Source organism: Alicycliphilus denitrificans K601 (assembly GCF_000204645.1).
Classification (GTDB): Bacteria; Pseudomonadota; Gammaproteobacteria; order Burkholderiales; family Burkholderiaceae_C; genus Alicycliphilus; species Alicycliphilus denitrificans.
The window spans coordinates 3,892,125-3,917,193 of the sequence record NC_015422.1 but is presented as its reverse complement, the minus strand read 5'-3'; the positions used below and the strand labels follow the sequence as shown (position 1 = coordinate 3,917,193).

The window sequence follows — 25,069 nt, the reverse complement described above, 5'->3', positions numbered from 1 at the left end:
CCGATCACGCCATGGATGCGAAGTGCCGATGGTCGCGCACCCGGCGCATGTCCACAACCATCGCGGCCCGCAAACGCGAACGCCCGATGCGGTGCACCGGGCGTCGTCGGCGGAGGCCGGTCAGCGCTTGCCCGCCGCTTCCTCCAGGGCCTTGACCGGGTCGTCGGCCTCGGCCGCGCCGGGGGTGGCGGCGGCGTCGCTCGCGGGCGGCTCCAGCTCCGGCGCGGGGGCGGCGCCGGCGTCGTCCTTGTTCTCTTCGGCGCCCTCGGCGCCGGGTTCGCCGAAGTTCAGGTCCTGCTGGTTCAGGTTCTCCAGCATCTGCGTGCCCACGGCGTTCATGTCCACGTCCACCTTCTTGTCGAGCTGGCTCGTCACCAGGCCGGGGAAGGTGATCAGGATGGCCACCATGGTCAGCTGCAGGATCAGGAAGGGAATCGCGCCCTTGTAGATCTGCATCGTCGTCACCGGCGCTATGGTCTTGCCCGTGACATGGTCCACGTAGGGCTTGTCGGGCGCGACCGAGCGCAGGAAGAACAGCGCGAAGCCGAAGGGCGGGTGCATGAACGAGGTCTGCATGTTGACCGCCAGCAGCACGCCGAACCAGACCAGGTCGATGCCCATCTTGTCGGCGATGGGCGCGAGCAGCGGCACCACGATGAAGGACAGCTCGAAGAAGTCCAGGAAGAACGCCAGCACGAAGATCATGATGTTCACGAACACCAGGAAGCCCACCTGGCCGCCGGGCAGCTGCGCCAGCAGGTGCTCCACCCACACCGGGCCGTCGGCGGCCTGGAACACCATGCTGAAGAAGGTGGCGCCGATCAGGATGAACATGACGAAGGACGACAGCCTGGTCGTCGTGGCCAGCGCCTGCTTGAGCAGCGACATGTTGAGGCGCCCGCGCGACGCGGCCATGACGATGGCGCCCATGGCGCCCATGGCGCCGCCCTCGGTGGGGGTGGCCACGCCCAGGAAGATGGTGCCCAGCACCAGGAAGATCAGCAGCAGCGGCGGGATCAGCACGAAGGTCACGCGCTCGGCCAGCCTGGACAGCAGGCCCAGGCGGGTGACGCGGTTGGCCAGTGCGATCAGCCAGGCCACGAAGGTGCCGCCGCACATGGCGACGACGATCTTCTCGTCCGTGGGCACGGACTCCACCAGCTCGCCCTGCCACCAGGTGTGCACGGCCTCCATGTTCTGCGCCAGCACCACGGCCACCGCGGTGGACAGCAGGGCCAGCAGGGCCAGCGACGTGTAGCCCGCGCTGCCGTTGGGCTCGCGCAGGGTGCGCGCCTCGGGCGGCAGCGCCGGCGCCATCTTGGGCTTGAAGATGGCCAGCGCGATCACCCACAGCACGTACAGGCCCACCAGCGCGAAGCCGGGCACGAAGGCGCCCTTGTACATGTCGCCCACGCTCTTGCCCAGTTGGTCGGCCAGCACGATCAGCACCAGCGACGGCGGGATGATCTGCGCCAGCGTGCCCGATGCGGCGATCACGCCGCTGGCCAGGCTGCGGTCATAGCCGTAGCGCAGCATGATGGGCAGCGAGATCAGGCCCATGGAGATCACCGACGCGGCGACCACGCCCGTGGTGGCCGCCAGCATGGCGCCCACGAGGATTACGGCCAGCGCCAGGCCGCCGCGCAGGGGGCCGAACACCTGGCCCACGGAGTCGAGCAGGTCTTCGGCCATGCCGCTGCGCTCCAGTATCAGGCCCATGAGCGTGAAGAAGGGAACGGCCAGCAGCGTCTCGTTGGCCATGATGCCGATCAGGCGCTGCGGCAGCCAGGCCAGGGTGGAGGCGGGAAAGACGCCCAGCTCGATGCCGAGCAGGCCGAAGAACAATCCGCAGGCCCCCAGGCTGAAGGCCACGGGAAAGCCCAGGATCAGAAAGCACAGCAGTCCCCCGAACATGAGCGGGGCGAAATTGGCGGCGATGAACTCCATGATCTAGGTCGCTCTCGTTCAGTGTGCGTGGGGGGCGGGGTTGCGTGCGGCAGCGGCGGCCTGCTGGCGCAGGAGTTCGGCGAGTTCCTCCTCGGCGCTTTTCTCTCCGAGCTTGACCGTCGGGTCCGGCCCCTGGCCCCTGAGGAAGGCGATGCACTTGATCAGTTCGGACCAGCCCTGCAGCAGCAGCAGCACGAAGCCCACGGGCAGGGCCGCCCACACCGGCCAGCGCAGCAGCCCGCCGGGGTTGGGCGACATCTCGCCCGTTGCGAACTTCTCGCCCAGCATGGGAATGCACAGCCACAGCACCAGGATGCATATGGGGGTCAGGAAGAAGATGAGCCCGAGGATCTCTATCCACAGCTGCACCTTCTTGGGCAGCCGGCTGTTGAGCACGTCGATGCGCACATGCTCGCGGTGCAGCAGGGTGTAGCCGGCGGCGACCAGGAACGACCAGGCGAACAGGTACCACTGCACTTCCAGGAAGCCGTTGGAGCTGTAGTTGAAGACCTTGCGGACGATGGCGTTGATGGCGCTGATGACCGTGGCCGCAAAAATCAGCCAGATGCTGTATTTGCCGACGAAGGCGTTGAGTTTGTCGATGGCCCGCGATAGGGCGAGTAAGGCCTGCATGGTGTCTCCAAGATGAGGGCTGGGCACGCGGCTTTGGCCGCACGCGGGGTGGGCATGCGCCAGATCCGGTCGCAGAACGCGGGTGCCGCCCCGGCGGGAGCTGGGCGCATATACACGTTCTTACAAGAGCCGCATTCTACGGAGTTGCAGAGGACGATGCAGGAAAGCACGGACGGCGGCGTGCCCGGGTTTGTACCGCTTTGGTGCTATTAAATTTGGTGACGCCGGGGGCTACCGGGCGGCGCGCGCCGCGCGCCGGGGCCGGGTGTGGGTTTGTATGGAAAAACGGCCTCCAGCGCTTTATGGAAAAGCGCTAGATGCTATTGTTTCTGTAGTGCGGCTCAGGGGGCGGCGCCTGGCCGGGTCTGCGTGTCCTCGGCCGCGCTGTCCGGGTGCGTGGTGGCGTCCGCTGCGGGGGCTTGGCCATCGGCGGCAGCGTCCGGCGCGTCGGCCATGGCCTGGCGCACGGAGGCCTTTTCGCCGGCGCTGGCGAACTTGCTGTACTTGCCCAGCAGGCCCACCAGCTGGCCGTAGATGCGCGGCGCGCCGGCCAGGCATTCGCGCTGCTCCAGGTAGTCGGCCTCGCCCGTGAAGTTGCCCACCAGGCCGCCGGCCTCGGTCACCAGCAGGCCGCCGGCGGCTACGTCCCAGATCGACAGGCCGGCCTCGAAGAAGCCGTCGCAGTAGCCCGCGGCCACGTAGGCCAGGTCCAGCGCGGCGGCGCCGGGGCGGCGCAGGCCGGCGGTGCGCGGCATCAGCTCGGCCATCATGGCCATGTACTGCTTGAAGTTGTCGCCCGGGCGGAACGGGAAGCCCGTGGAGATCAGGCAGTCGCCCAGGCGCGTGCGCTTGGACACGCGGATGCGCCGGTCGTTCAGGAAGGCGCCGCGCCCGCGCGTGGCGGTGAACAGGTCGTTGCGCGTGGGGTCGTAGACCACGGCGTGCTCCACCTTGCCCTTCACCGCGAGCGCGATGCTCACGCAGTAGACGGGGAAGCCGTGGATGAAGTTGGTCGTGCCGTCCAGCGGATCGATGATCCAGACGTACTCGGAATGCTTGGAGCCGTGCTGCGAGCCCGATTCCTCGGCCAGGATGCCGTGGCCGGGGTAGGCGGTGAGCAGCGTCTCGATGATGGCCTGCTCGGCCCCCTGGTCCACCTCGGTCACGAAGTCGTTGATCTGCTTCTGCGAGATGCGCACCGCCTCCACGTCGAGCGCCGCGCGGTTGATGATGGCGCCGGCGGCGCGTGCGGCCTTGATGGCCACGTTGAGCATGGGGTGCAGATTGGACGACATGGATTGTGATGAAGGAACAGGGCGGCCACTCGGCCGGAAGGCGCGCGGCCGGCGATGCGGGCGCAAAGCGCGCATTTTACTTGGCCGGCGCGCTTGCGCGCTTGCGGCGACAATCGCAGGCATGCCCGCATGCCTGCGGCCCACGGTGCCCCCGCTTTCATGAAAACCCGCTTCATCCTCATCCAGACCAGCCATGCCGGCAACGTGGGCGCCGCCGCGCGCGCCATGAAGACCATGGGTTTCGACGACCTGGTGCTGGTGGCGCCGCGCTGGCCCAACGTGCTGCGCAAGGAGGAAACCATACAGCGCGCCAGCGGCGCCCTCGACGTGCTGGAGCGCGCCCGCATCGTCGCCACGCTGGACGAGGCGCTCGATGGCATGAGCCACCTGTGCGCCACGGCCATGACGCCGCGCGACTTCGGCCCGCCCACGCGCACGCCGCGCCAGCATTTCGAAATGCTACTGAAAAACGAGCTGCAAGCGCTTGGTGGACGGGCGATAGAGGCCGATTCGGCTATAAATCCTGAGCCCGAGTCGGGCGTGGCCTTCCTGTTCGGCTCCGAGCGCTTCGGCATGGCCAACGAGGACGTCTACCGCTGCCACGTGGCGCTTTCCATTCCCACCAACCCCGGGTTCGGCTCGCTCAACCTGGGCGCGGCCGTGCAGGTCGTCGCCTACGAGTGGCGCCAGGCGCTCGGCGGCTTCGCGGTGCAGGAGTCCGCGCCCCAGGGCGAGCGCGCCGACGCCGCGCAGCTGGCCGGCATGCTGGCGCACTGGGAGCAGGCGCTCGCCGCCATCGGCTTCCTGGACCCGGCCGCGCCCAAGAAGCTCATGCCGCGCCTGAACCAGCTCTTCAACCGCGCGCAGCTGACGCAGGAGGAAATCCACATCCTGCGCGGTGTCGCCAAGTCCATGCTCCAGGCGGCGCGGCCGAGCCGCTAGACTGCAAAGCCTTTTTTCGTTACATCCGTTGCCCTTCATGCTTGCCCGCCTGCGATCCGACATCCAGTGCATCCTCGACCGCGACCCTGCCGCGCGCAGCCGCTTCGAGGTGGTCACCTGCTACCCGGGCCTGCACGCCATCTGGCTGCACCTGCCCGCGCACTGGTGCTGGAGGCACGGCCTGAAGTGGCTGGGGCGCTTCATCTCGCACCTGGCGCGCTGGTTCACGGGCATAGAGATCCACCCGGGCGCGGTCATAGGCGAGCGCGTCTTCATCGACCACGGCATGGGCGTGGTGATCGGCGAGACCGCCGTGGTGGGCGACGGCTGCACCATCTACCACGGCGTGACGCTGGGCGGCACGTCGCTGTACAAGGGCGCCAAGCGCCACCCCACGCTGGGCCGCGACGTGGTGGTGGCCGCCGGCGCCAAGGTGCTGGGCGGCTTCGAGGTGGGCGACGGGGCAAAAATAGGCAGCAACGCCGTGGTCATCAAGCCCGTGCCCGCGGGCGCCACGGCCGTGGGCATCCCGGCGCGCATCATCCCCTCCAGGGAGGGCCACAGCGCCGACGTGACCGAGTCGCACAAGCCCGAGGGGACCACCTTCAGCGCCTACGGCGTGACCGCGCAGCAGGACGACCCGCTGACCCAGGCCATGCGCGGCCTGATCGACAGCGCGGGCGCGCAGGAGCACCAGATCACGCTGCTGTGGCAGGCCATAGAGAAGCTCTCGCAGTCCACACCCCAGGGCAAGGACTGCGTGCCCGGCGACGCCGCCTTGAGCGAGCAGTTCCCGGCCGCCCGGCTCAACGACATCATCGGCAAATAGCGCCGCCAACGCCGCCGCGCGCGTGCCGGCGCGCCGGCCGCCAATTCTTGAAGAAGGGAGATTTCCATGGATGTGACCCAGGCCCTGCGCAAGCGCCGCTCGGTGCGCGCCTTCCTGCCCGACGCGCCGCCCACCGAACTGGTGCAGACCGTGCTGCAGGAGGCGGCCCAGGCCGCCTCGGGCGGGAACCTGCAGCCCTGGCGCGTGCTGGCGCTGACGGGCGAGCCCCTGCGGCAGGTGCTGGCCGCGGTGGCCCAGGCCCGGGCCGAGGACGGCCCCGCCAACCAGTCCTATCCCCCGGGCCTGTGGGAGCCCTACCGCACGCGGCGCTTCTCCAATGGCGAGGACCTGTACCGCGCCATCGGCATCCCGCGCGAGGACAAGGCCGCGCGCCTGGAGCAGCTGGCCAGGAACGCCGAGTTCTTCGGCGCCCCCGTGGGCATCTTCGTGTGCGTGGACGAGCGCATGGGCCTGCCGCAGTGGGCGGACCTGGGCATCTACCTGCAGTCCCTGATGCTGCTGGCCGTGCACCACGGGCTGACCACCTGCGCCCAGGGCTTCTGGCGCCGCTACGCCGGAACGCTGCAGCGCCAGCTGGCCCTGCCGGAGCCCTACCACGTGGCCTGCGGCGTGGCCCTGGGCTACGAGGACGAGGCCGCGCCCATCAACGCGATGCGCTCCACGCGCGCGCCCTGGGCCGAGTGGGGCGAGCTGCGCGGCTTCGCGTGACGCGCGCGGGCCGTATCAAGGCTTGATGGCGATCTTGAGCACCCCGTCGCGCTGGTGCGAGAACAGGTCGTAGGCCTCGACGATCTCGTCCAGCCTGCGCTGGTGCGTGACCAGCACCCCCAGGTCCAGGCGGTTGGCGGCGATCACGTTCATCAGCCGGCGCATGCGCTCCTTGCCGCCGGGGCACAGCGCGGTGCGGATGGTGTGGTCGCCCAGGCCGGCGGCGAACTGCGCCAGCGGGATCGACAGGTCCTCGGAATACACGCCCAGGCTCGACAGCGTGCCGCCGGGCTTGAGCACCTGCATCGCCTGCGCGAACGTGGCCTGGGTGCCCAGGGCCTCGATGGAGCTGTCGGCGCCCTTGCCGCCGGTGAGCTTCATCACCTCCTCCACCACGTCCACGTTGCGGAAGTTGAGCGTCGCGTCGGCGCCCATCTTCTTCGCGATGCCCAGGCGGTGGTCGTTGCCGTCCACGGCGATGATGGTCGTCGCGCCCAGCAGGCGCGCGCCGGCCGTGGCGCACAGGCCTATGGGCCCCTGCGCGAACACGACCACGGTGTCGCCGATGCGGATGTTGGCGTTCTCCGCGCCCTTGAAGCCGGTGGACATGATGTCCGGGCACATCAGCACCTGCTCGTCGGTCAGCCCGTCGGGGATGGGCGCGAGGTTGGCCTGCGCGTCGGGCACCAGCACGTACTCGGCCTGCGTGCCGTCGATCAGGTTGCCGAAGCGCCAGCCCGCCGTGGCCTTGTAGCCGTGGCAGCCGCACAGGCCGCGCGCCGCGAGGTAGCTGCCGTCCTGGCTGGGGAAGCCGTCCTGCGCGGCGTAGCTGTTGAAGTTGGGGCAGATGGCGCCGGCGATCACGCGCTGGCCCTCCTGGTAGCCCTGCACGGCGCTGCCGAGCTTCTCGATCACGCCCACGGGCTCGTGGCCCACGGTCAGGCCCTTGGCCACCGGGTATTCGCCCTTGAGGATGTGCACGTCCGTGCCGCAGATCGTGGTGGTGGTGATGCGCACCAGCGCGTCGTTGGGGCCCACGTCGGGGATGGGCTTGTCGGCAAGCTCGATGCGGCCCTTCTCGACGAAGACGGCGGCCTTCATCATGGCGGTCATGGCGTACTCCTTTCGCGTGAAAACGCCACCATACGCCACGGGTGCGGCCGCGCGGGCACGCGCCGCAGTAACCCGCTCGGGTATGGGCCGCGTCAGCTGCGCACGGCCGTCTTGGGCCGGAAGGCCTTGCAGACCTCGGGCCGCGTCTCCAGGTAGGGCCCGTCGATCAGGTCGATGCAGTAGGGCACGGCGGTGAAGATGCCCGGCACCTGCGGCGTGCCGTCGGCATTCTTCAGCCCTTCCAGCGTTTCCGCGATGGCCTTGGGCTGGCCCGGCAGGTTGATGATCAGGCTCTTGCCCCGGATCACCGCGACCTGGCGCGACAGGATGGCCGTGGGCACGAACCTGAGCGAGATCTGGCGCATCTGCTCGCCGAAGCCCGGCATTTCCTTGTCGGCCACGGCCAGCGTCGCCTCGGGCGTCACGTCGCGCAGCGCCGGGCCGGTGCCGCCGGTGGTCAGCACCAGCGAGCAGCCCAGGTCCACCAGCTCGACGAGCGTGGCGCTGATGCGCTCCTTGTCGTCGGGGATCAGCCGCGGCTCGAAGCCGATGGGGTTGTGCAGCGCGCGCTTGAGCCAGTCGTGCAGCGCGGGCAGGCCCTTGTCCTCGTAGCCGCCGCTGCTGGCGCGGTCGCTGATGGAGACGATGCCGATCTTGACCGGCGCGTACTCGTGGGCGGTGTTCGTCATGGCCTTGGCTCCTCGTGGTGTGTTTCGGACGAGGCCTCATTGTGGGCCTGCGCGCGCGCCATGTGTTCGCGCACCAGCTGGAACAGCTCGCGGTAGGCGCGGCCCTTGCGCGGCGCCAGGCCCTGGGAGACGGCAGCCTTGTCCTCGGGCGGCGCGTCCTTGCGCGCCTGGCGGATCAGCGCGCGGACCTGCTGCGTGTCGGTATCCGGGAACTGCTCCAGCCACTGGGGCAGGGCGTCGTCGGCGGCGATCAGGCGGTCGCGCCAGTGCTCGGCCTGGTGCAGCGCCAGCTTCTCGGCTGCCGAGCCGCTGCGCTGCTCGTCCAGCGCCGCCCGGATGGCGGCCACGGTGTCGTCCTCGAGCTTGCGCATCAGCTTGCCCACGAACTGCATCTGCCGGCGCTTGCCCTCGAAGTTGGTGATGCGCCGGGCCTCGTCCAGCGCCTCCTGCAGCTTCTCGGGCAGATCGAGGCGCGCGAGCAGGTCCGCGCGCAGCGTGAGCAGCTCGGTGCCCAGCGCCTGCAGCGCTTCCATCTCGCGCTTGAGGTCGGTCTTGGTGGCGCCGGCCGTGCCTTTGAGCTCGGCCTTGAGCTGCAGGTCCAGCTCGCTGCCCTCGGCAACGAAGTGGCCCTTCACAAAATAGCCTTTTTGGGGTTTGCGTGACATGGTGGGGCAGGGGCGGAAACAGGCCCTGGCAAGGGCGTATGCCGCGCAGGAGCGCGGGGCGGCAAGTATCATAGCCGCCGCTATGAACACACCCAGCACCCGCGCCAAGAGCGCCGCCCCGGCGCAGCACGCAGCCCGGCCCGAGAGCGGCTTCAGCTACACCCGTGAATTCTTCGAAGGCCTGGTGGACCATGCTCTGGCCCACGCCAGGAAGCTGGGCGCCAGCGACGCGGGGGCCGATGCATCCGAGGGCTGCGGCCTGTCGGTCAACGTGCGCAAGGGCGAACTCGAAACCGTGGAGCGCAACCGCGACAAGTCCCTGGGCGTGACCGTGTACCTGGGCCACAGGCGCGGCAATGCCAGCACCTCGGACTTCTCACCCGCCGCGGTGGAGCGCACCGTGCAGGCCGCCTACGACATCGCCCGCTTCACGGCCGAAGACCACGTGGCCGGCCTGCCCGACGAGGCCGACATCGCCCCCGCGGGCACCCACCGCGACCTGCAGCTTTTCCACCCCTGGGCCATCACCAGCGAACAGGCCGCGCAGCTGGCGCTGCAGTGCGAGGCCGCGGCCTTCAAGACGCACAGGCGCATCACCAACAGCGAGGGCGCGGGCGTGTCGGCGCAGCAAAGCCACTTCTTCAGCGCCCACACGCGCGGCTTTCGCGGCGGCTACGCCAGCTCGCGCCACAGCATCTCGGTGGCGCCGATAGCCTCCATGCCCGGGCGCAACGCCGAGATGCAGCGCGACGCCTGGTACTCGTCGATGCGCGACGCGCGCGATCTGGCCGCGCCCGAGGCCGTGGGCCGCTACGCCGCCGAGCGCGCCCTCTCGCGCCTGGGCAGCCGCAAGATCCCCACCACCGAATGTCCGGTGCTGTTCGAATCGCCCCTGGCCGCCGGCCTGCTGGGCGGCTTCGTGCAGGCCGTGAGCGGCGGCGCGCTCTACCGCAGGAGCAGCTTCCTCGTCGATTCGCTGGGCAAGCAGGTCTTCGCCGATCACATCGACCTGGCCGAAGACCCCTTCATCCCGGGCGGCAAGGGCAGCTCGCCGTTCGACGAGGAGGGCGTGCGCGTGGCGCCGCGCCAGGTGGTGGAGGCGGGGCGCGTGCAGGGGTACTTCCTCAGCACCTACTCGGCGCGCAAGCTCGGCATGAAGACCACGGGCAACGCGGGCGGCTCGCACAACCTGCTGCTGTCATCGCGCCTCACCCAGCCGGGCGACGACCTGGACGCCATGCTGCGCAAGCTGGGCACGGGCCTGTTCGTCATCGAACTCATGGGCCAGGGCGTGAACTACGTGACGGGCGACTACTCGCGCGGCGCCAGCGGCTTCTGGGTGGAGAACGGCCGGATCGCCTACCCCGTGCACGAGATCACCATCGCCGGCAACCTCAAGGACATGCTGCGCGGCATCGTGGCCGTGGGCGCCGACGCCTACAACTACGGCGCCAAGACCGTGGGCTCCATCCTCATCGAGCGCATGAAGGTGGCGGGCAGCTGACCCGCCCCGTCAAGGCCACGCGGCCCTGGTGCGCCTGAGCCACTCCTTGCGCTCGGCCAGGCTGTCCTTGCCCGTCAGCTGCAGCAGGCCGCGCCCGCGGTAGGCGAAGCCGTCGCCCGGCGCGGTATTGCCCATGCGCCTGCCGTGCACCTCGTTGGCCAGCTTCTGCGGGTTGTGGGCATAGGCGCTGGGGTTCAGCGGCCCCGTGGGCCGGAACCTGCTGGGCCACACCTTGGGCGTGGTTGCCGCGCAGGCCAACAGGCTATGCAAAAAGCGTGGCGTTGGAAAGCCCTCCTCCAGTGGCGCGCGGAGGCCAAGAAAAAACCGCCCGAAGGCGGTTTTGTTTTCATGTCCGGGCGGCGGCGCGCTTATGCCGAAGCCACCTCGATGCCCTTGAATTCCCCCGTGGCGATGCGCTTCTGCCATTCGGCCGGGCCGGTGATGTGGGCGCTGGTGCCGCCCGCGTCCACGGCCACGGTGACGGGCATGTCCACCACGTCGAATTCGTAGATGGCTTCCATGCCCAGGTCCTCGAAGCCCACCACCTTGGCGGCCTTGATGGCCTTGCTGACCAGGTAGGCGGCGCCGCCCACGGCCATCAGGTAGGCGCTCTTGTGGCGCTTGATGCTCTCGATGGCGACGGGGCCGCGCTCGGCCTTGCCGATCATGGCGATGAGGCCGGTCTTCTCCAGCATCATGTCGGTGAACTTGTCCATGCGCGTGGCGGTGGTCGGGCCTGCGGGGCCCACGGCCTCGTCACGCACGGGGTCCACGGGGCCCACGTAGTAGATGACGCGGTTGGTGAAGTCCACGGGCAGCTCCTCGCCCTTGGCCAGCATGTCCTGGATGCGCTTGTGCGCGGCGTCGCGGCCGGTGAGCATCTTGCCGTTGAGCAGCAGCGTGTCGCCGGGCTTCCAGCTCGCCACTTCGGCCGAAGTGAGGGTGTTCAGGTCGACGCGCTTGGACTTGTTGTAGTCGGGCTCCCAGTCGATCTTGGGCCACAGGTCGAGGCTGGGCGCCTCCAGGTACACGGGGCCGCTGCCGTCCATGACGAAGTGGGCGTGGCGCGTGGCGGCGCAGTTGGGGATCATGGCCACGGGCTTGCTGGCGGCGTGCGTGGGGTACATCTTGATCTTGATGTCGAGCACCGTGGACAGGCCGCCCAGGCCCTGCGCGCCTATCCCCAGGGCATTGACCTTCTCGTACAGCTCCAGGCGCAGCTCCTCGACCTGGGTGAGCTTCTCGCCCTTGGCGGCCTTGGCCTGCAGCTCGTACATGTCCAGGTCTTCCATCAGGCTTTCCTTGGCCAGCAGCACGGCCTTTTCCGCCGTGCCGCCGATGCCTATGCCCAGCATGCCCGGCGGGCACCAGCCGGCGCCCATGGTGGGCACGGTCTTCAGCACCCAGTCCACCAGGTTGTCGCTGGGGTTCATCATGATCATCTTGGACTTGTTCTCGCTGCCGCCGCCCTTGGCGGCCACGGTCACGTCGAGCTTGTCGCCGGGCACGATCTGCACGTTGATGACGGCGGGCGTGTTGTCCCTGGTGTTCTTGCGCGCGAAGTGCGGGTCGGCGACGACCGATGCGCGCAGCGTGTTGTCCGGGTGGTTGTAGCCGCGTCGCACGCCTTCGTTGATGGCGTCTTCCAGGCCCTGGTCGGCGGCGAAGCCCTCGAAGCGCACGTCCATGCCCAGCTTCAGGAATACGTTGACGATGCCCGTGTCCTGGCAGATCGGGCGGTGGCCCGTGGCGCTCATCTTGCTGTTGGTGAGGATCTGCGCCATCGCGTCCTTGGCGGCGGGGCTCTGCTCGCGCTCGTAGGCGCGGGCCAGGTGGGCGATGTAGTCGGCGGGGTGGTAGTAGGAGATGTACTGCAGCGCTGCAGCGACGGACTCCACGAGGTCGTCGTACCGGATGGTGGTGGTCATGGTGGGGTGTGTTGTAGTAAGAAAGCGAACCCCGGGATTATCGCCGCCCGCCTTGCACGGGGCTGAAGCCCGGCGGTGCTTGCCGCCCCGTCGATGAGAATGGTTTTCATCTGCGGGTATGCTTGCCGGTTGCCCGCATTCCTCCACTCCTTTTACTGCTGCACCACCATGACCACACGCATCGAACGCGACACTTTCGGCCCCATCGAAGTCCCCGCCGGCAGGCTCTGGGGCGCGCAGACGCAGCGCTCGCTGCAGAACTTCGACATCTCTGGCGAGCGCCAGCCGCGCGAGATCATCAAGGCGCTGGCGCAGGTCAAGCGTGCCTCGGCCACCGTCAACCACGCGCTGGGCCTGCTCGACGCGAAGAAGAAGGACGCCATCGTCGCAGCCGCGCAGGAGGTGATCGACGGCAGGCATCCGGATGAATTCCCGCTCGTGGTCTGGCAGACCGGCTCCGGCACGCAGACCAACATGAACCTCAACGAGGTCATCGCCAACCGCGCGAGCGAACTGCTGGGCGGCGAGCGCGGCGAGGCCCGCCTGGTGCACCCCAACGACGACGTGAACAAGAGCCAGTCGTCCAACGACGTGTTCCCCACCGCCGCGCACGTGGCGGCCGTGGATGCGCTTACCCACAAGCTGTTGCCCGCCATCGAAGTCCTGCGCAAGACCCTGGCGCAGAAGGCGAAGGACTTCGACGGCATCGTGAAGATCGGCCGCACCCACCTGCAGGACGCCACGCCGCTCACGCTGGGCCAGGAGATTTCGGGCTGGGTCGCGCAACTCGAGCACGGCGCCAGGCACGTGAAGGACGCGCTGCCGCACCTGTACGAGCTGGCGCTGGGCGGCACCGCCGTGGGCACGGGCCTGAACGCGCCCAAGGGCTACGCCGAGGGCGTGGCCAGGGAGCTGGCCGCCATCACCTGCCTGCCCTTCGTCACCTCGCCCAACAAGTTCGAGTCGCTGGCCTCGCAGGACGCGCTGGTGCACGCCCACGGCGCGCTCAAGACCCTGGCGGCCAGCATGAACAAGATCGCCAACGACGTGCGCTGGCTCGCCAGCGGGCCGCGCAGCGGCATCGGCGAGATCACCATCCCCGAGAACGAGCCCGGCTCGTCCATCATGCCCGGCAAGGTCAACCCCACGCAGAGCGAGGCCGTCACCATGCTGGCTGCGCAGGTCATGGGCAACGACGTGGCGATCAACATCGGCGGCATGTCGGGCAACTTCGAGCTCAACGTGTTCCGCCCCGTGGTGGCGCACAACTTCCTGCAGAGCGTGCGCCTGCTGGCCGACGGCATCATCAGTTTCAACAACAACTGCGCCGTGGGCATCGAGCCCAACCGCGAGCGCATCGGCTACCTCGTCCAGCAGTCGCTGATGCTGGTGACCGCGCTGAACCCGCACATCGGCTACGACAAGGCCGCCTACATCGCCAAGAAGGGCCACAAGGAGGGCACCAGCCTGCGCGAGGCGGCCATCGCCTCGGGCTACGTGACGGCCGAGCAGTTCGACCAGTGGGTGGTGCCCGAGAACATGGTCGGGCGCTGATCAGCCGTCGGGCTTGCCTTGGGCGGCGGCCGCGGCCTGGGCCACCAGCGCCTGCAGGCCCTGCACGTCGTGCAGCTCTATGCCGCGCGGGCGCACGCTGATCAGGCCCTGGCGCTCCAGCCATTTGAGCTCGACGTTCACGCGCTGGCGCGAACCGCCGAGCAGGCCGGCCAGCTCGTCCTGCGCCAGCGACAGGCCCAGGGGGCGGCTTTCCCCCGGCGCCACGTGGTGCGGGCCGAAGCGCTCCTGCAGGTGCAGCAGCTGCTTGGTCAGGCGCGCGCGCAGCGGCATGGTGGCCACGTCTTCCATCATCAGGTACAGCGAGCGCATGCTGTGCGCCTGCAGGGTGAGCAGGGACTGGCCGAACGAGGGGTGCTGCTGCAGCAGCGCGCGCAGGGCGGCCTCGGGCACGCTCAGCAGCGTGGTATTGCCGTGGGCGTGCGCGTCGTAGGTGCAGGGGCGGCCGTAGAGCACCTCCGCCTCGCCCACCCAGATCCCGGGCTCCACGTAGGCCAGGGTGACCCGCCGGCCCGCGGTCGTGGTGCGGCGAAAGCGCAGCGCGCCGCTGGCGCAGGCAAACCAGTTGCGTATGGGCTGGCCCTGCTTGGCGATCAAGTCGCCATGTGCGTAGCGCGTGACGTGGCCCAGGCGGAAGATGTCATGGCGCAGCGACGGGGGGAGCGACGAGAACCAGGGGCTTTGGTCGATAGCCTCACGCTCCTGCGCGCTCAGCAGGGGACGCTGGAGCGGTGGATCGGCACTGGGGCGCGGGGATGCATGCATGGGTCTGGCAGGACGGAAGGCGCTGCTAAAAAGTTCATTCTAGAACTGCATGCCTGGTGCGCAAAGACGATATCCATGCTATCCGCGGCGCGCCGCGCGCGCATTGTCAACTACTGTATCCATGGCCGGAGGCGTTCGTCGGCAGCGCGCCGCGGCCATGTTTCCATGCCGCCGCTTGGGCCCGGATCAGCGCGCTGCGGCGAGGGCCTGCTCGATCCAGCCGTCAAAGGTCTTGCGGTGCGCCGCGATCCAGCCGTTCGCATGGCGCTCGATGTCGGCGTTCTTGTTCTGGCCCTGGCTCATCAGGTGGTTCTGGGCGTTGATGTCGGCCACGGACAGCTGCATCACCTCGAACAGCCTGGCGGCGGCGGGGTTCTTCTCGGCCCAGGCCTTGTTGGCCACGATCTGCTGGTTGTTCACCACGAAGCCGTAGTTCTTGTCGTTGGGCAGCTTGGTGTCCATGCCCTTCTGCTCGCCGGGCAGCGAGGAGAACGGCACCTCCAGCCAGACCACATCCTTGCCCGGCTTCAGCTCGTTGCTGACCCAGTAGGGCGTCCAGGTGTAGTAGAAGACCGGCTTGCCCGCGCGATAGCGGGTGATGGTGTCGGCGATCAGCGCCGAGTACGAGCCCTGGTTGTGCGTGACGGTGCCGCGCAGCTGGTAGGCGTCCAGCTGGTGCTCGATGACCGCCTCGCAGCCCCAGCCGGGGTTGCAGCCGGTCAGGTCGGCCTTGCCGTCGCCGTTGCTGTCGAACAACGCGGCGATCTTGGGGTCCTTGAATTGCGCGATGTTGGTGATCTTGTATTGGTCGGCGGTCTTCTTGTCGATCAGGTAGCCCTGGGCGGCGTTGGCCGAGAAGATGCCCTTGCGGTAGAGCTTGGCGTCGCCGCCGGCGTTCTTGTAGTAGTCGGCGTGCAGCGGGTTCCAGTGGTCGGCCATGAAGGTGGCGTCGCCGTTGGCGATGGCGATGTGGGCCGTGGGGTACTCCACTTCCTTGATGGGCTGCACCTCGTAGCCGAGCTTCTGCAGGGCCTTCATGACCAGCAGGGTCTGGAAGGTCTCCTCGGCGATCGAGCTCTTGAGCGGCTGCACCGTGATGCCCTTGCCGGGCAGGTCGGCGGCCTGGGCGGTCAGGCCCAGCAGGGCCAGGCCGGTGGCGGCCAGCAGCGGGCGCAGGGTCTTGCATGCGAATGTCATGGCGAGTCTCCGTGGTGAAAAAATTGGTTAAATCGGCCGCCAGTCCTTGTGTGGAAAGCGCCATCAGCTATGGTTTCAGGACTTCTGGCGCAGCCTGCCGAACAGCAGGCCCAGCGGGCCGGTGTGCCACCAGCGCTGGCCGCCGCGGCGCGGCGCCCCCATGGCCTGGGTGATGCGGTCGAGCACGACGGCCAGCAGCACGATGCCCAGGCCGCCGATGCTGGCCAGGCCCATGTCCAGCCGGCCTATGCCGCGCAGCACCATCTGGCCCAGGCCGCCCACGGCGATCATCGAGGCGATGACCACCATCGACAGGCTCAGCATCAGCGCCTGGTTGATGCCGGCCATGATCGAGGGCAGGGCCAGCGGCAGCTGCACCTTCCACAAGAGCTGCCAGGGCGAGGCGCCGTAGGCGCGGCTGGCCTCGATCAGGTCCGGGCGCACCTGGCGCAGCCCCAGGTTGGTCAGGCGCACCAGGGGCGGCAGCGCGAACACGATGGTCACGATGACGCCGGGCACGTTGCCGATGCCGAACAGCATCACCACCGGCACCAGGTAGACGAAGGCCGGCGTGGTCTGCATCGCGTCCAGCAGCGGCCGCGTGAAGCGCTGGGCGCGGTCGCTGGCGGCCAGCACGATGCCCAGGGGCAGGCCGAGCACCACGCAGAACAGCAGCGAGGTGAGCACCAGCGCCAGCGTGACCATGGCGTCGGGCCAGATGCCCAGCAGCACCACGACGCCCAGCGATACGGCCGTGGCCAGCGCCAGCATGCGCCCGGCGAACTGCCAGGCCAGCAGGGAGATGAGCAGCAGCATCACCGGCCAGGGCAGGGCGAGCAGGGCGTCGGTGACGCCGCTGAGCGTCGCGTCGATGGGCGCGCGCACGGACTGGAAGAAGGGGCGGAAGTTCTCCACCGCCCAGTGCAGGCCGTCGTTGATCCAGCCCTGCACGGGCAGGCCGTCGGTGCTGATCTGGTGCCATAGGGCTTGCAGGCCGCCCGCATCGGCGTCGGCGGGCGCGGGGCTTGCCGACGGGCTCGACAGCCAGTCGGGGGCGGACTGCGCCGGGTCGGCGGTGCCCGCGCCCCAGGGATCTGCGCTGCCCGTGGCGGGGCCGTCCGCGGCGGAGCTGGCGGCGGCCCAGGGGTCATCCAGGCCGGCGGGAGTGTCGTTGTTGTTCTCGTTCATGCGGTGGCATCTCCTTCAATTCGGGCGGCGGGTGCGGCGCCGTCGTGGGGGGGCTGGCGGTCGAGCTGGACGGGGGGAAGCTCGGCCTGCGGCGGCGGCACGGGTGGCGTGTCGCGGTCCAGGAAGCGCATCAGCGTGGTGCGGCTGACCACGCCCAGGAAGCGCCCGTCGCCGTCCATCACGGGAAGCGGGCAGGGGGCGCTGGCCATGGGGCCGAAGAGTTCGGCCACCGGCGTGTCCGCGGCCAGCGTGGGCGCGTCGTCCAGGAAGGCGTGCTGCAGCCCCAGCGGGCCATGGTGGCCGTGCAGGGCGCGGCGCAGCGACTGCGAGGACACCACGCCCAGGAAACGCTTGCGGCTGGAGAGCACGTAGGCGTACTCGTGGTCCGAGTCCTCCAGCAGGCGCAGCGCGGCGCGGCAGCCCCGGTCGCTGCGCTCGGACACCATGGTGAAGGCTTGGCGCGCGATGTCGCGCGCCTTGAAGACGGCGGCTGCGTCCACGCCGCGCACGAAGTCGCGCACGTAGTCGTTGGCCGGTTCGCGCAGGATCTCGTCGGGCGTGCCAACCTGCACCACGTGGCCGTCCTTCATGATGGCGATGCGGTCGCCGATGCGCATGGCCTCGTCCAGGTCGTGCGAGATGAAGACGATGGTGCGCCGCTTGACCTGCTGCAGACGCAGCAGCTCGGACTGCATCTCGGTGCGGATGATGGGGTCCAGCGCCGAGAAGGCCTCGTCCATGAGCAGGATGGACGGGTCGGCCGCCAGCGCGCGCGCCAGGCCCACGCGCTGCTGCATGCCGCCCGAGAGCTCGTCGGGGTAGCTGGCGCCCCAGCCGGCCAGGCCGACCTGCTCCAGCGCCTCCTGTGCCGCCTGCTGGCGCCCGGCCTTGTCCATGCCCGCCAGCTCCAGGCCGAAGGCCGTGTTGTCCAGCACGGTCATGTGGGGCATGAGGGCGAACGACTGGAACACCATGGAGATGTCCTTGCGGCGCAGGGCGCGCAGTTGGCGCTGGCTCAGCTCGTTGATGTCCTGGCCGTCGACCAGGATGCGGCCGCTGGTGGGCGCTATCAGGCGGTTGAGCATGCGCACCAGCGTGGACTTGCCCGAGCCCGACAGGCCCATGACGACGAAGATCTCGCCGGTCTCGATGGTGAAGCTGGCGTCGAACACGCCGATCGAGTGGCCCGTGCGCTCCAGGATCTCCTGCTTGCTCAGGCCCTGCTGCACCAGGCGCAGCGCCTCTTGCGGCGCGTCGCCGAAGACCTTGAACACATGGTCGATGATGATTTGCTTGGCCACTGTCGGGGTCCTTCCTCGGTCGAGACGGGTTGAGCCAGCCCCGGCCGCACCAATGGCGGCAGGGGCACGAAGGCCGAAATACTGCGCAATGCACGCGACCCCGATGCGGCGGCCCCGCCGGGGGGCGCCCGTCCGCAATGGACACGCGCGGTCGGCAGGACCGGGAAGAGGGCGGACACGGAAAGTGACCAGATCGGCCCGAATGGCACGCGTGGAAAGGAGTGCGCAAGGGCCTGGGTGCGCGGCGCAAGAGGTCGGTTGGAGGACTTGCGCAATCACGCGGGTGCCATGGCGCCGCGCGGCGCTGGGACACCCAGGGCATCAGGGCCGAAAGCCTCGGCCTTTGCACCGGCGGCCGCCACCATGGGCAGGCTTCCGGCGCTGTGATTCACCCGGCGGCGGAACATGCCGGCAAGGGGCGAATTACCTGCGTTGCAGGTTACAAACACCGCGCTAGTGTATTTATTGATTGTTTTTAAGTCAAAAGAAAGGTTTTTCGCTATGTGCTATAGGCGCGCGAAGCGGAAAGCCGGGGGCGGCCGCATAGGGCGGGCATTGGCGTAAGCTGTGTGTCCCGGCTGCGTCAGTGGCTTGTAAGTAGCAGCACCGAAAGTACCGCCCGCTTATCCGTTCTAGCGTAAGGAGACAAATCCATGAGTGCTTCCCCGTCCGCGATCGAGTCCGTCCTGATCGAAAACCGTGTGTTTCCCCCGCCCGAGGGCCTGGTGAAGACGGCACGCATCTCCGGCATGGCCGGCTACGAGGCGCTGTGCGCCGAGGCCGACAAGGACTTCGAGGGCTTCTGGGCCCGCCTTGCGCGCGAGAACCTGCAGTGGACCAGGCCCTTCACGAAGACGCTGGACGAGTCCAACGCGCCGTTCTACCAGTGGTTCGCCGACGGCGAGCTCAACGCCAGCGCCAACTGCCTGGACCGGCACATGGGCACGCCGGTCGAGAGCAAGACCGCCATCATCTTCGAGGCTGACGACGGCGCCGTCACCAAGGTCACCTACAAAGAGCTGCTCGCCCGCGTGGCCCAGTTCGCCAATGCGCTCAAGGCGCAGGGCGTGAAGAAGGGCGACCGCGTCCTGATCTACATGCCCATGACCATCGAGGGCGTGGTGGCCATGCAGGCCTGCGCGCGCATCGGCGCCACGCACAGCGTGGTGTTCGGCGGCTTCTCGGCCAAGGCAGTGCAGGAGCGCATCATCGACGCCGGCGCCGTGGCCGTGATCACCGCCAACTACCAGCTGCGCGGCGGCAAGGAACTGCCGCTCAAGGCCATCGTGGACGAGGGCATCGCCATGGGCGGCTGCGAGTCCATCAAGTCGGTGCTGGTCTACGAGCGCACCCCCACCGCCTGGAACCGCGTGGACGGGCGCGACAAGAGCTTTGCCGAGGCCCTCGCGGGCCAGAGCACCGAATGCGTCCCGGTGGCCGTGGAGGCGGAGCACCCGCTGTTCATCCTCTACACCTCGGGCTCCACGGGCAAGCCCAAGGGCGTGCAGCATTCCACGGGCGGCTACCTGCTGTGGGCCAAGCTGACGATGGACTGGACCTTCGACCTGCGCCCCGACGACGTGTTCTGGTGCACGGCCGACATCGGCTGGGTCACGGGCCACACCTACATCGCCTACGGGCCGCTGGCCGCGGGCGGCACCCAGGTGATGTTCGAGGGCATTCCCACCTACCCCAACGCCGGGCGCTTCTGGCAGATGATCGAGCGCCACAAGGTCAGCATCTTCTATACCGCGCCAACGGCCATCCGCTCGCTCATCAAGGCGGCTGATTCCGACGAGAAGGTGCACCCGAAGAACTGGGACCTCTCCAGCCTGCGCATCCTGGGCAGCGTGGGCGAGCCCATCAACCCCGAAGCCTGGATGTGGTACTACAAAAACGTAGGCGGCGAGCGCTGCCCCATCGTGGACACCTGGTGGCAGACGGAGAACGGCGGCCACCTGATCACCCCGCTGCCGGGCGCCACGCCCCTGGTGCCGGGCTCGTGCACGCTGCCGCTGCCCGGCATCGCCGCCGCCATCGTCGATGAGACCGGCAAGGACGTGCCCAACGGCTCGGGCGGCATGCTGGTCATCAAGCGGCCCTGGCCTTCGATGATCCGCACCATCTGGAACGACCCCGAGCGCTTCAAGAAGTCGTACTTCCCCGAGGAGATGGGCGGCAAGATCTACCTTGCGGGCGACGGCGCCGTGCGCGACGCCAAGACTGCCTACTTCCGCGTCACCGGCCGCATCGACGACGTGCTCAACGTCTCGGGCCACCGCATGGGAACGATGGAAATCGAATCCGCCCTGGTCGCCAAGTCCGACCTGGTGGCCGAGGCCGCCGTGGTGGGCCGCCCCGACGACCTCACGGGCGAGGCCATCTGCGCCTTCGTCGTCCTCAAGCGCGCCCGCCCCACGGGCGAGGAGGCCAAGCAGATCGCCGCCGAACTGCGCAACTGGGTGGCCAAGGAAATCGGCCCCATCGCCAAGCCCAAGGACATCCGCTTCGGCGACAACCTGCCCAAGACCCGCAGCGGCAAGATCATGCGCCGCCTGCTGCGCAGCCTGGCCAAGGGCGAGGCCATCACCCAGGACACCAGCACGCTGGAGAATCCGGCGATCCTCGATCAATTGGCGCAGAACAATTGAGTTTCAGCGCACCCACGAAAAACCGCCTCATGACGAGGCGGTTTTTTTAGGTCATTGACTTCAAAAAGGATAGCTATCAGCGCTTTCCTGCAAAGCGCTAGGGCTGTAAAACACTCATAAAATCCTGCCGAACCACCACACCGACATCCCCGCCGCCAGCAGCATCAGCGCGGCCCCCGCCAGCGCCAGCAGCGCGGACACCTCGGTCTCCTTCTTCTCCACCGTGAGCCGCGAGCTCAGCGTCTCGTAGACCTTGCGCAGGTCCTGCGCCGTGGCGGCGTGGAAGTATTCGGCGTTGGTGCGCAGGGCTACGGCCTTGAGCGTGTCCTCGTCCAGGCGCACGCGCATGGACCAGCCCTCGAAGCCGATGAGCTCGCCCTGCACCGTGCCCACGCCCACGGTGTACACGCGCACGCCGCGGTCGGCGGCCCATTGCGCGGCCTCCAGCGGGTCCACGCCCGTGGTGCGCTGGCCGTCGGTGAGCATGATGATGGCGGCCGAGCGGTACGAGCCCGGCGCCACGGGCGTGAAGGGCTTCTTCGCGGGGTCGGCGCGGCCCACTTCGTCGATGGGCCGCACGCGCATGGACTGGCGCCCGCCCAGGGCGGCGATGTCTATGCCCGCATCGGGGAACAGCGTGGCCAGCGCCATCATGATGCCGTTGCCCGTGGCCGTGCCGCGCTGCAGCTGGAAGCTGTCTATGGCCTTGAGCAGGTCCTCGTGGCTCTGCGTGGGTAGCTGCGCCAGCTGGGCGGTGCCGGCGAAGGCCACCACGCCCACGCGCACGTGGCGCGGCAGGTCTTGAATGAAGGCCTTGGCGGCGTTCTGCGCGGCCGTGAGACGGTCGGGCTGCACGTCGGTGGCGCGCATGCTGCCCGAGACGTCCATGGCCAGGATGATGGTCTGCTGCTGCGACGGCAGCTGGAGCACGGCCAGGGGGCGCGCCGCCGCCACGAGCAGCGCGGCCAGGCCGAGCAGGAACAGCAGGGGCGGCACGTGGCGGCGCCAGCCGTGGCCCGGGCCCAGGGCCTGGCGCACCAGGGCCAGGCCGGGATAGGGCACGGCCGCCGCCTTGCGCCGGCGCAGCAGCCACAGGTACAGCAGCACGAGCAGGGGCAGGACGAGCAGAAGCCATAGCAATGTGGGCCAGAGAAACACCATGGTCGGCTCCTTCGTTTGCGTTCCGTCCGGGGTCAGCCGTGGGCCGCCAGTGCCGGGTTGGCTGCGGCCACGCGCGGGCGGTGCCCGCGCAGCTGCATGAAGCGCAGCAGCGCGGCCAGCAGGTCCTCGTCGGTGGACAGCTCCAGCGTGTCCACGCCGGCGTGCGCAAGGCTCGCGCGCAGATCGGCCTCGCGCTGCGCGGCCAGGCGCGCGAAGCGGTGGCGAAAGCCCCGTTCGTGCGTGTCCACCTGCAGCTGCTCGCCGGTCTCGGGGTCGCGCAGCAGCAGCAGGCCCACGTCGGGCAGTTCCAGCTCCAGCGGGTCGAGCAGGCGCACGGCCACCACGTCATGGCGCTGCGCCAGGCGCGCCAGGGGCTTGTCCCAGCCCGGGGCGCTCAGGAAGTCGGACACCACGAACACCGCCGAGCGCCGGCGCAGCAGGCCCTGGGCGCCGCCCAGCAGGCGCTGCAGCTCGGTGATGCCGGGGGCCGGGATAAGGCTGGAAGGGCGCGCGCTGGTCGCCAACGCGAGCAGCAGCTGCAGCACCTGGCGGCGCCCGCCGCGCGCGGGCAGCACCCGGCCCATGGCGGCGCTGCCGTCGTGCAGCACGGCGCCCACGCGGTTGCCGTGGCGCTGGAGCAGGCGCGCGAGCACGCCCACGAAGCCTTCAGCCAAGTCGCGCTTGGCCTGGCCCGGCGCGCCGAAGTCCACCGAGGGGCTCAGGTCGAGCAGGAACCAGGCGGTCATGTCGCGGTCCTCGGTGAACACGCGCACGTGGGGCGTGGCCAGGCGCGCCGTGACGTTCCAGTCGATGTGGCGCACATCGTCGTGCGGCTGGTATTCGCGCAGGTCGGCCAGGTCGATGCCGCTGCCGCGCAGCAGCGTGCGCGAGGAGCCTTGCAGCAGGCCGTCCAGGCGCCGGATCACCGTCCATTCCAGGCGCTGCAGCAGGCGCTCGGCCGCGGCGGGCGCGGCGGCTGGGGGCCGGACGGCTTCAGGCACGGCGGGCCTCCGCGCCGGCAGCCTCCTCGGCCGAATGGTGCAGGGGGCGCGCGGGCGCGGGCAGCTGGTTCATGATGCGCCCGATCAGCGCGTCGGCGTCCAGGCCCTCGGCCAGCGCTTCGTAGCTCAGGCTGATGCGGTGGCGCAGCACGTCGTGCGCCAGGTCCAGCAGGTCCTCTGGCAGCGCGTAGCCGCGCCCGCGCAGCATGGCCAGGGCCTGGGCGCCCTCGGCCAGCGCGATGGTGGCGCGGGGGCTGGCGCCGCAGGCGATGTGGGCGGCCAGGTCCTTCAGGCCATGCTGCTGCGGCGCGCGCGTGGCGGCCACCAGGCGCACGGCGTACTGGATGAGCGACGGGTCCACGTACACCTTGCGGCAGTCGGCCTGCAGCCGGGCCAGCTGTCCGGTCGTGGCCACGGCCGCCACCTGCACCGCGGGCGCGAGCGCGCGCTGGGCGATGACGAATTCCTCCTCCTCGCTCGGGTAGCCGATGAGCACCTTCATCATGAAGCGGTCCACCTGGGCCTCGGGCAGCTGGTAGGTGCCCTCGGTCTCTATGGGGTTCTGCGTGGCCATGACCACGAAGGGCTCGGGCACCGGGTGGCTCTGGCCGGCGATGGTGACCTGGCGCTCCTGCATCACCTCCAGCAGCGCGCTTTGCACCTTGGCGGGCGCGCGGTTGATCTCGTCGGCCAGCAGCAGGTGGGTGAACACGGGCCCCAGCGTGGTGCTGAACTCGCCCGTGCGCTGGTTGTACATGCGCGTGCCGACCAGATCGGCGGGCACCAGGTCGGGCGTGAACTGTATGCGCTTGAACTGCCCCTGTATGCACGCGGCCAGCGTCTTCACGGTGAGCGTCTTGGCCAGGCCCGGCACGCCCTCCACCAGCAGGTGGCCCTGGGCCAGCATGGCGACCATCACGCGCTCCAGGAAGCGGTCCTGGCCGACGACGACGCGCTTGACCTCGTAGAGGATCTGCTCCATCAGCGTGGCGGTGGAGTCGGTGGCGGCGGGGATGGTCTGCATGGTGCTTCTCCTGGTCAGAACGGCGGCATGCCGGCGGCCTGGGCCGCGTTCTCTATGGGCACGGCGAAGCCTATGCCGATGAAGGTGCGCGCGGGCGTGGGGTTGAGGATGGCGGTGACGATGCCCACCACCTCGCCTTCCAGCGTGACCAGCGGCCCGCCGGAGTTGCCCGGGTTGGCCGCGGCGTCGAACTGGATCAGGTTGCGCAGCTCCTGCCCGCCCTCGGGCGACTCGAACTCGCGCTGCAGGCCCGAGACCACGCCCGCCGACGCCGAGGGCCCGATGCCGAACGGAAAGCCGACGACCACCACGCCATCGCCCGCGCGCAGGTGCTGCGTGGAGCGCAGCGGCGCCGCCTGCAGGTCGTCCGGCACCTTGTGCGCCTGCAGCACGGCCAAGTCGTTCTCGGGCTGGGCGCCGGTGATGCTGGCGTTGGCCTCCGTGCCGTCGGCGAAGGTCACGCTCACGCGGTCGGCGCCGCGCACCACGTGCAGGTTGGTGAGGATGATGCCCGTGTCCACGATCACCACGCCCGTGCCCACGCTGCGCTCCACCTCCTTGCCCCGCTTGGTGGTCGTGAAGCCCATCACGCGCACCACCGACGGCACCACGGCCTCCGCCGCGCGCGCGGCGGCCGAGGGAAGGGTATGGTTCTCCAGCGTGTGCAGCACGGCTGCGTCGATGGCCTTCTGCGTGATGTGCGGCGCGGGCACCGGCCGCAGCCACCACATACCGCCGGCCAGCAGCATGGCCAGCAGCGCCATGGCCGCCCACTGCGCCTGCTGCGCCGATGGCAGGCGCTGACGCGGGGCGACAGGGGCGGGGCGCGGGGGCGGGCTTTCGGGCGCGGCGGGATCAGCGGACGGGCGCGCACGGTCGCTGCGGGAAGGGCTGTAGCGGACGGGCCGGGGCATGCGAGCACCTCCATGGAACAA

At 69.3% G+C, this 25,069-nt stretch carries 22 protein-coding genes; 6 read left to right on the top strand and 16 right to left on the bottom strand.

Annotation, left to right across the window (positions count from 1 at the left end; genetic code table 11):
* Positions 1-120 precede the first annotated feature (120 nt).
* The 3 genes from ALIDE2_RS18675 to ALIDE2_RS18660 form a co-directional block, all read right to left on the bottom strand.
* Entirely contained in the window at positions 121-1,947 is a 1,827-nt protein-coding gene (locus ALIDE2_RS18675; RefSeq protein WP_013518004.1) for a TRAP transporter large permease, read from the bottom strand.
* An 18-nt stretch (positions 1,948-1,965) separates the two neighbouring features.
* The gene (locus ALIDE2_RS18670; RefSeq protein ID WP_013518005.1) at positions 1,966-2,580 is read right to left on the bottom strand and encodes a TRAP transporter small permease subunit; all 615 of its coding nucleotides are present in this window, start codon (positions 2,578-2,580) and stop codon (positions 1,966-1,968) included.
* Between the two features lie 341 nt (positions 2,581-2,921).
* The gene (locus ALIDE2_RS18660) at positions 2,922-3,875 is read right to left on the bottom strand and encodes an inositol monophosphatase family protein (protein WP_013722895.1); all 954 of its coding nucleotides are present in this window, start codon (positions 3,873-3,875) and stop codon (positions 2,922-2,924) included.
* A 159-nt stretch (positions 3,876-4,034) separates the two neighbouring features.
* On the opposite strand from ALIDE2_RS18660, the gene ALIDE2_RS18655 reads away from it, so the two are divergent.
* The 3 genes from ALIDE2_RS18655 (at position 4,035) to ALIDE2_RS18645 (ending at position 6,375) form a co-directional block, all read left to right on the top strand.
* The gene (locus ALIDE2_RS18655) at positions 4,035-4,817 is read left to right on the top strand and encodes an RNA methyltransferase (RefSeq protein ID WP_041701638.1); all 783 of its coding nucleotides are present in this window, start codon (positions 4,035-4,037) and stop codon (positions 4,815-4,817) included.
* A 37-nt stretch (positions 4,818-4,854) separates the two neighbouring features.
* Positions 4,855-5,646 carry a serine O-acetyltransferase gene (cysE, locus tag ALIDE2_RS18650; RefSeq protein ID WP_013722893.1) on the top strand — a complete coding sequence of 264 codons (792 nt, stop codon included), beginning with the start codon at positions 4,855-4,857 and terminating at the stop codon, positions 5,644-5,646.
* Between the two features lie 66 nt (positions 5,647-5,712).
* Positions 5,713-6,375, top strand: coding sequence for a nitroreductase (locus tag ALIDE2_RS18645; protein WP_013722892.1), 663 nt, complete (start codon positions 5,713-5,715; stop codon positions 6,373-6,375).
* 15 nt (positions 6,376-6,390) lie between these two features.
* Here the strand turns inward: ALIDE2_RS18645 and ALIDE2_RS18640 are convergent, their stop codons facing one another.
* From ALIDE2_RS18640 to yjgA, 3 genes are all read right to left on the bottom strand, one after another.
* Positions 6,391-7,488: an NAD(P)-dependent alcohol dehydrogenase gene (locus ALIDE2_RS18640; RefSeq protein WP_013722891.1), complete on the bottom strand. Its 1,098-nt coding sequence runs from the start codon at positions 7,486-7,488 to the stop codon at positions 6,391-6,393.
* Positions 7,489-7,580: 92 nt separating this feature from the next.
* Positions 7,581-8,177 (bottom strand): molybdopterin adenylyltransferase, encoded by a 597-nt coding sequence (gene mog / locus ALIDE2_RS18635; protein ID WP_013722890.1) that lies wholly within the window; start codon positions 8,175-8,177, stop codon positions 7,581-7,583.
* Positions 8,174-8,842 carry a ribosome biogenesis factor YjgA gene (yjgA, locus tag ALIDE2_RS18630; protein WP_013722889.1) on the bottom strand — a complete coding sequence of 223 codons (669 nt, stop codon included), beginning with the start codon at positions 8,840-8,842 and terminating at the stop codon, positions 8,174-8,176. The genes mog and yjgA overlap by 4 nt, the downstream gene beginning before the upstream one ends.
* Positions 8,843-8,924: 82 nt before the next feature.
* Between yjgA and pmbA the strand changes: the two genes are divergently transcribed.
* Entirely contained in the window at positions 8,925-10,346 is a 1,422-nt protein-coding gene (gene pmbA / locus ALIDE2_RS18625) for a metalloprotease PmbA (RefSeq protein ID WP_013518013.1), read from the top strand.
* Positions 10,347-10,355: 9 nt separating this feature from the next.
* On the opposite strand, the gene ALIDE2_RS18620 is transcribed toward pmbA, so the two are convergent.
* Entirely contained in the window at positions 10,356-10,604 is a 249-nt protein-coding gene (locus tag ALIDE2_RS18620; RefSeq protein ID WP_049791357.1) for a hypothetical protein, read from the bottom strand.
* A gap of 110 nt (positions 10,605-10,714) precedes the next feature.
* Positions 10,715-12,274, bottom strand: coding sequence for a fumarate hydratase (locus tag ALIDE2_RS18615; protein ID WP_013722887.1), 1,560 nt, complete (start codon positions 12,272-12,274; stop codon positions 10,715-10,717).
* A gap of 168 nt (positions 12,275-12,442) precedes the next feature.
* On the opposite strand from ALIDE2_RS18615, the gene fumC reads away from it, so the two are divergent.
* Complete coding sequence (gene fumC, locus ALIDE2_RS18610) at positions 12,443-13,828, top strand: class II fumarate hydratase (protein WP_013518023.1); 1,386 nt, start codon at positions 12,443-12,445, stop codon at positions 13,826-13,828.
* Here the strand turns inward: fumC and ALIDE2_RS18605 are convergent, their stop codons facing one another.
* The 4 genes from ALIDE2_RS18605 to proV all read right to left on the bottom strand — a co-directional run bounded on the left by ALIDE2_RS18605 (position 13,829) and on the right by proV (position 18,297).
* The gene (locus ALIDE2_RS18605) at positions 13,829-14,611 is read right to left on the bottom strand and encodes a Crp/Fnr family transcriptional regulator (RefSeq protein WP_013518024.1); all 783 of its coding nucleotides are present in this window, start codon (positions 14,609-14,611) and stop codon (positions 13,829-13,831) included.
* A 186-nt stretch (positions 14,612-14,797) separates the two neighbouring features.
* A complete protein-coding gene (proX, locus tag ALIDE2_RS18600; RefSeq protein WP_013518025.1) occupies positions 14,798-15,808 on the bottom strand; it encodes a glycine betaine/L-proline ABC transporter substrate-binding protein ProX in 1,011 nt (336 codons plus the stop codon).
* A gap of 75 nt (positions 15,809-15,883) precedes the next feature.
* Positions 15,884-16,996, bottom strand: coding sequence for a glycine betaine/L-proline ABC transporter permease ProW (gene proW, locus ALIDE2_RS18595; RefSeq protein ID WP_013518026.1), 1,113 nt, complete (start codon positions 16,994-16,996; stop codon positions 15,884-15,886).
* Entirely contained in the window at positions 16,993-18,297 is a 1,305-nt protein-coding gene (gene proV, locus ALIDE2_RS18590) for a glycine betaine/L-proline ABC transporter ATP-binding protein ProV (protein ID WP_013518027.1), read from the bottom strand. The genes proW and proV overlap by 4 nt, the downstream gene beginning before the upstream one ends.
* A 653-nt stretch (positions 18,298-18,950) precedes the next feature.
* Between proV and acs the strand changes: the two genes are divergently transcribed.
* Complete coding sequence (acs, locus tag ALIDE2_RS18585; protein ID WP_013518028.1) at positions 18,951-20,948, top strand: acetate--CoA ligase; 1,998 nt, start codon at positions 18,951-18,953, stop codon at positions 20,946-20,948.
* A gap of 114 nt (positions 20,949-21,062) precedes the next feature.
* Here acs and ALIDE2_RS18580 read toward each other — a convergent pair whose 3' ends face one another.
* Genes ALIDE2_RS18580 through ALIDE2_RS18565 form a run of 4 tightly spaced genes read right to left on the bottom strand, consistent with a single transcriptional unit; the run spans position 21,063 to position 25,048 of the window.
* On the bottom strand, positions 21,063-22,109 hold the full coding sequence (locus tag ALIDE2_RS18580) for a VWA domain-containing protein (RefSeq protein WP_013518029.1): 1,047 nt from the start codon (positions 22,107-22,109) through the stop codon (positions 21,063-21,065).
* A gap of 32 nt (positions 22,110-22,141) precedes the next feature.
* Complete coding sequence (locus ALIDE2_RS18575; protein WP_013722886.1) at positions 22,142-23,110, bottom strand: DUF58 domain-containing protein; 969 nt, start codon at positions 23,108-23,110, stop codon at positions 22,142-22,144.
* A complete protein-coding gene (locus tag ALIDE2_RS18570) occupies positions 23,103-24,134 on the bottom strand; it encodes an AAA family ATPase (protein WP_013518031.1) in 1,032 nt (343 codons plus the stop codon). The genes ALIDE2_RS18575 and ALIDE2_RS18570 overlap by 8 nt, the downstream gene beginning before the upstream one ends.
* 14 nt (positions 24,135-24,148) lie before the next feature.
* A complete protein-coding gene (locus ALIDE2_RS18565; RefSeq protein ID WP_013518032.1) occupies positions 24,149-25,048 on the bottom strand; it encodes a S1C family serine protease in 900 nt (299 codons plus the stop codon).
* Positions 25,049-25,069 lie beyond the last annotated feature (21 nt).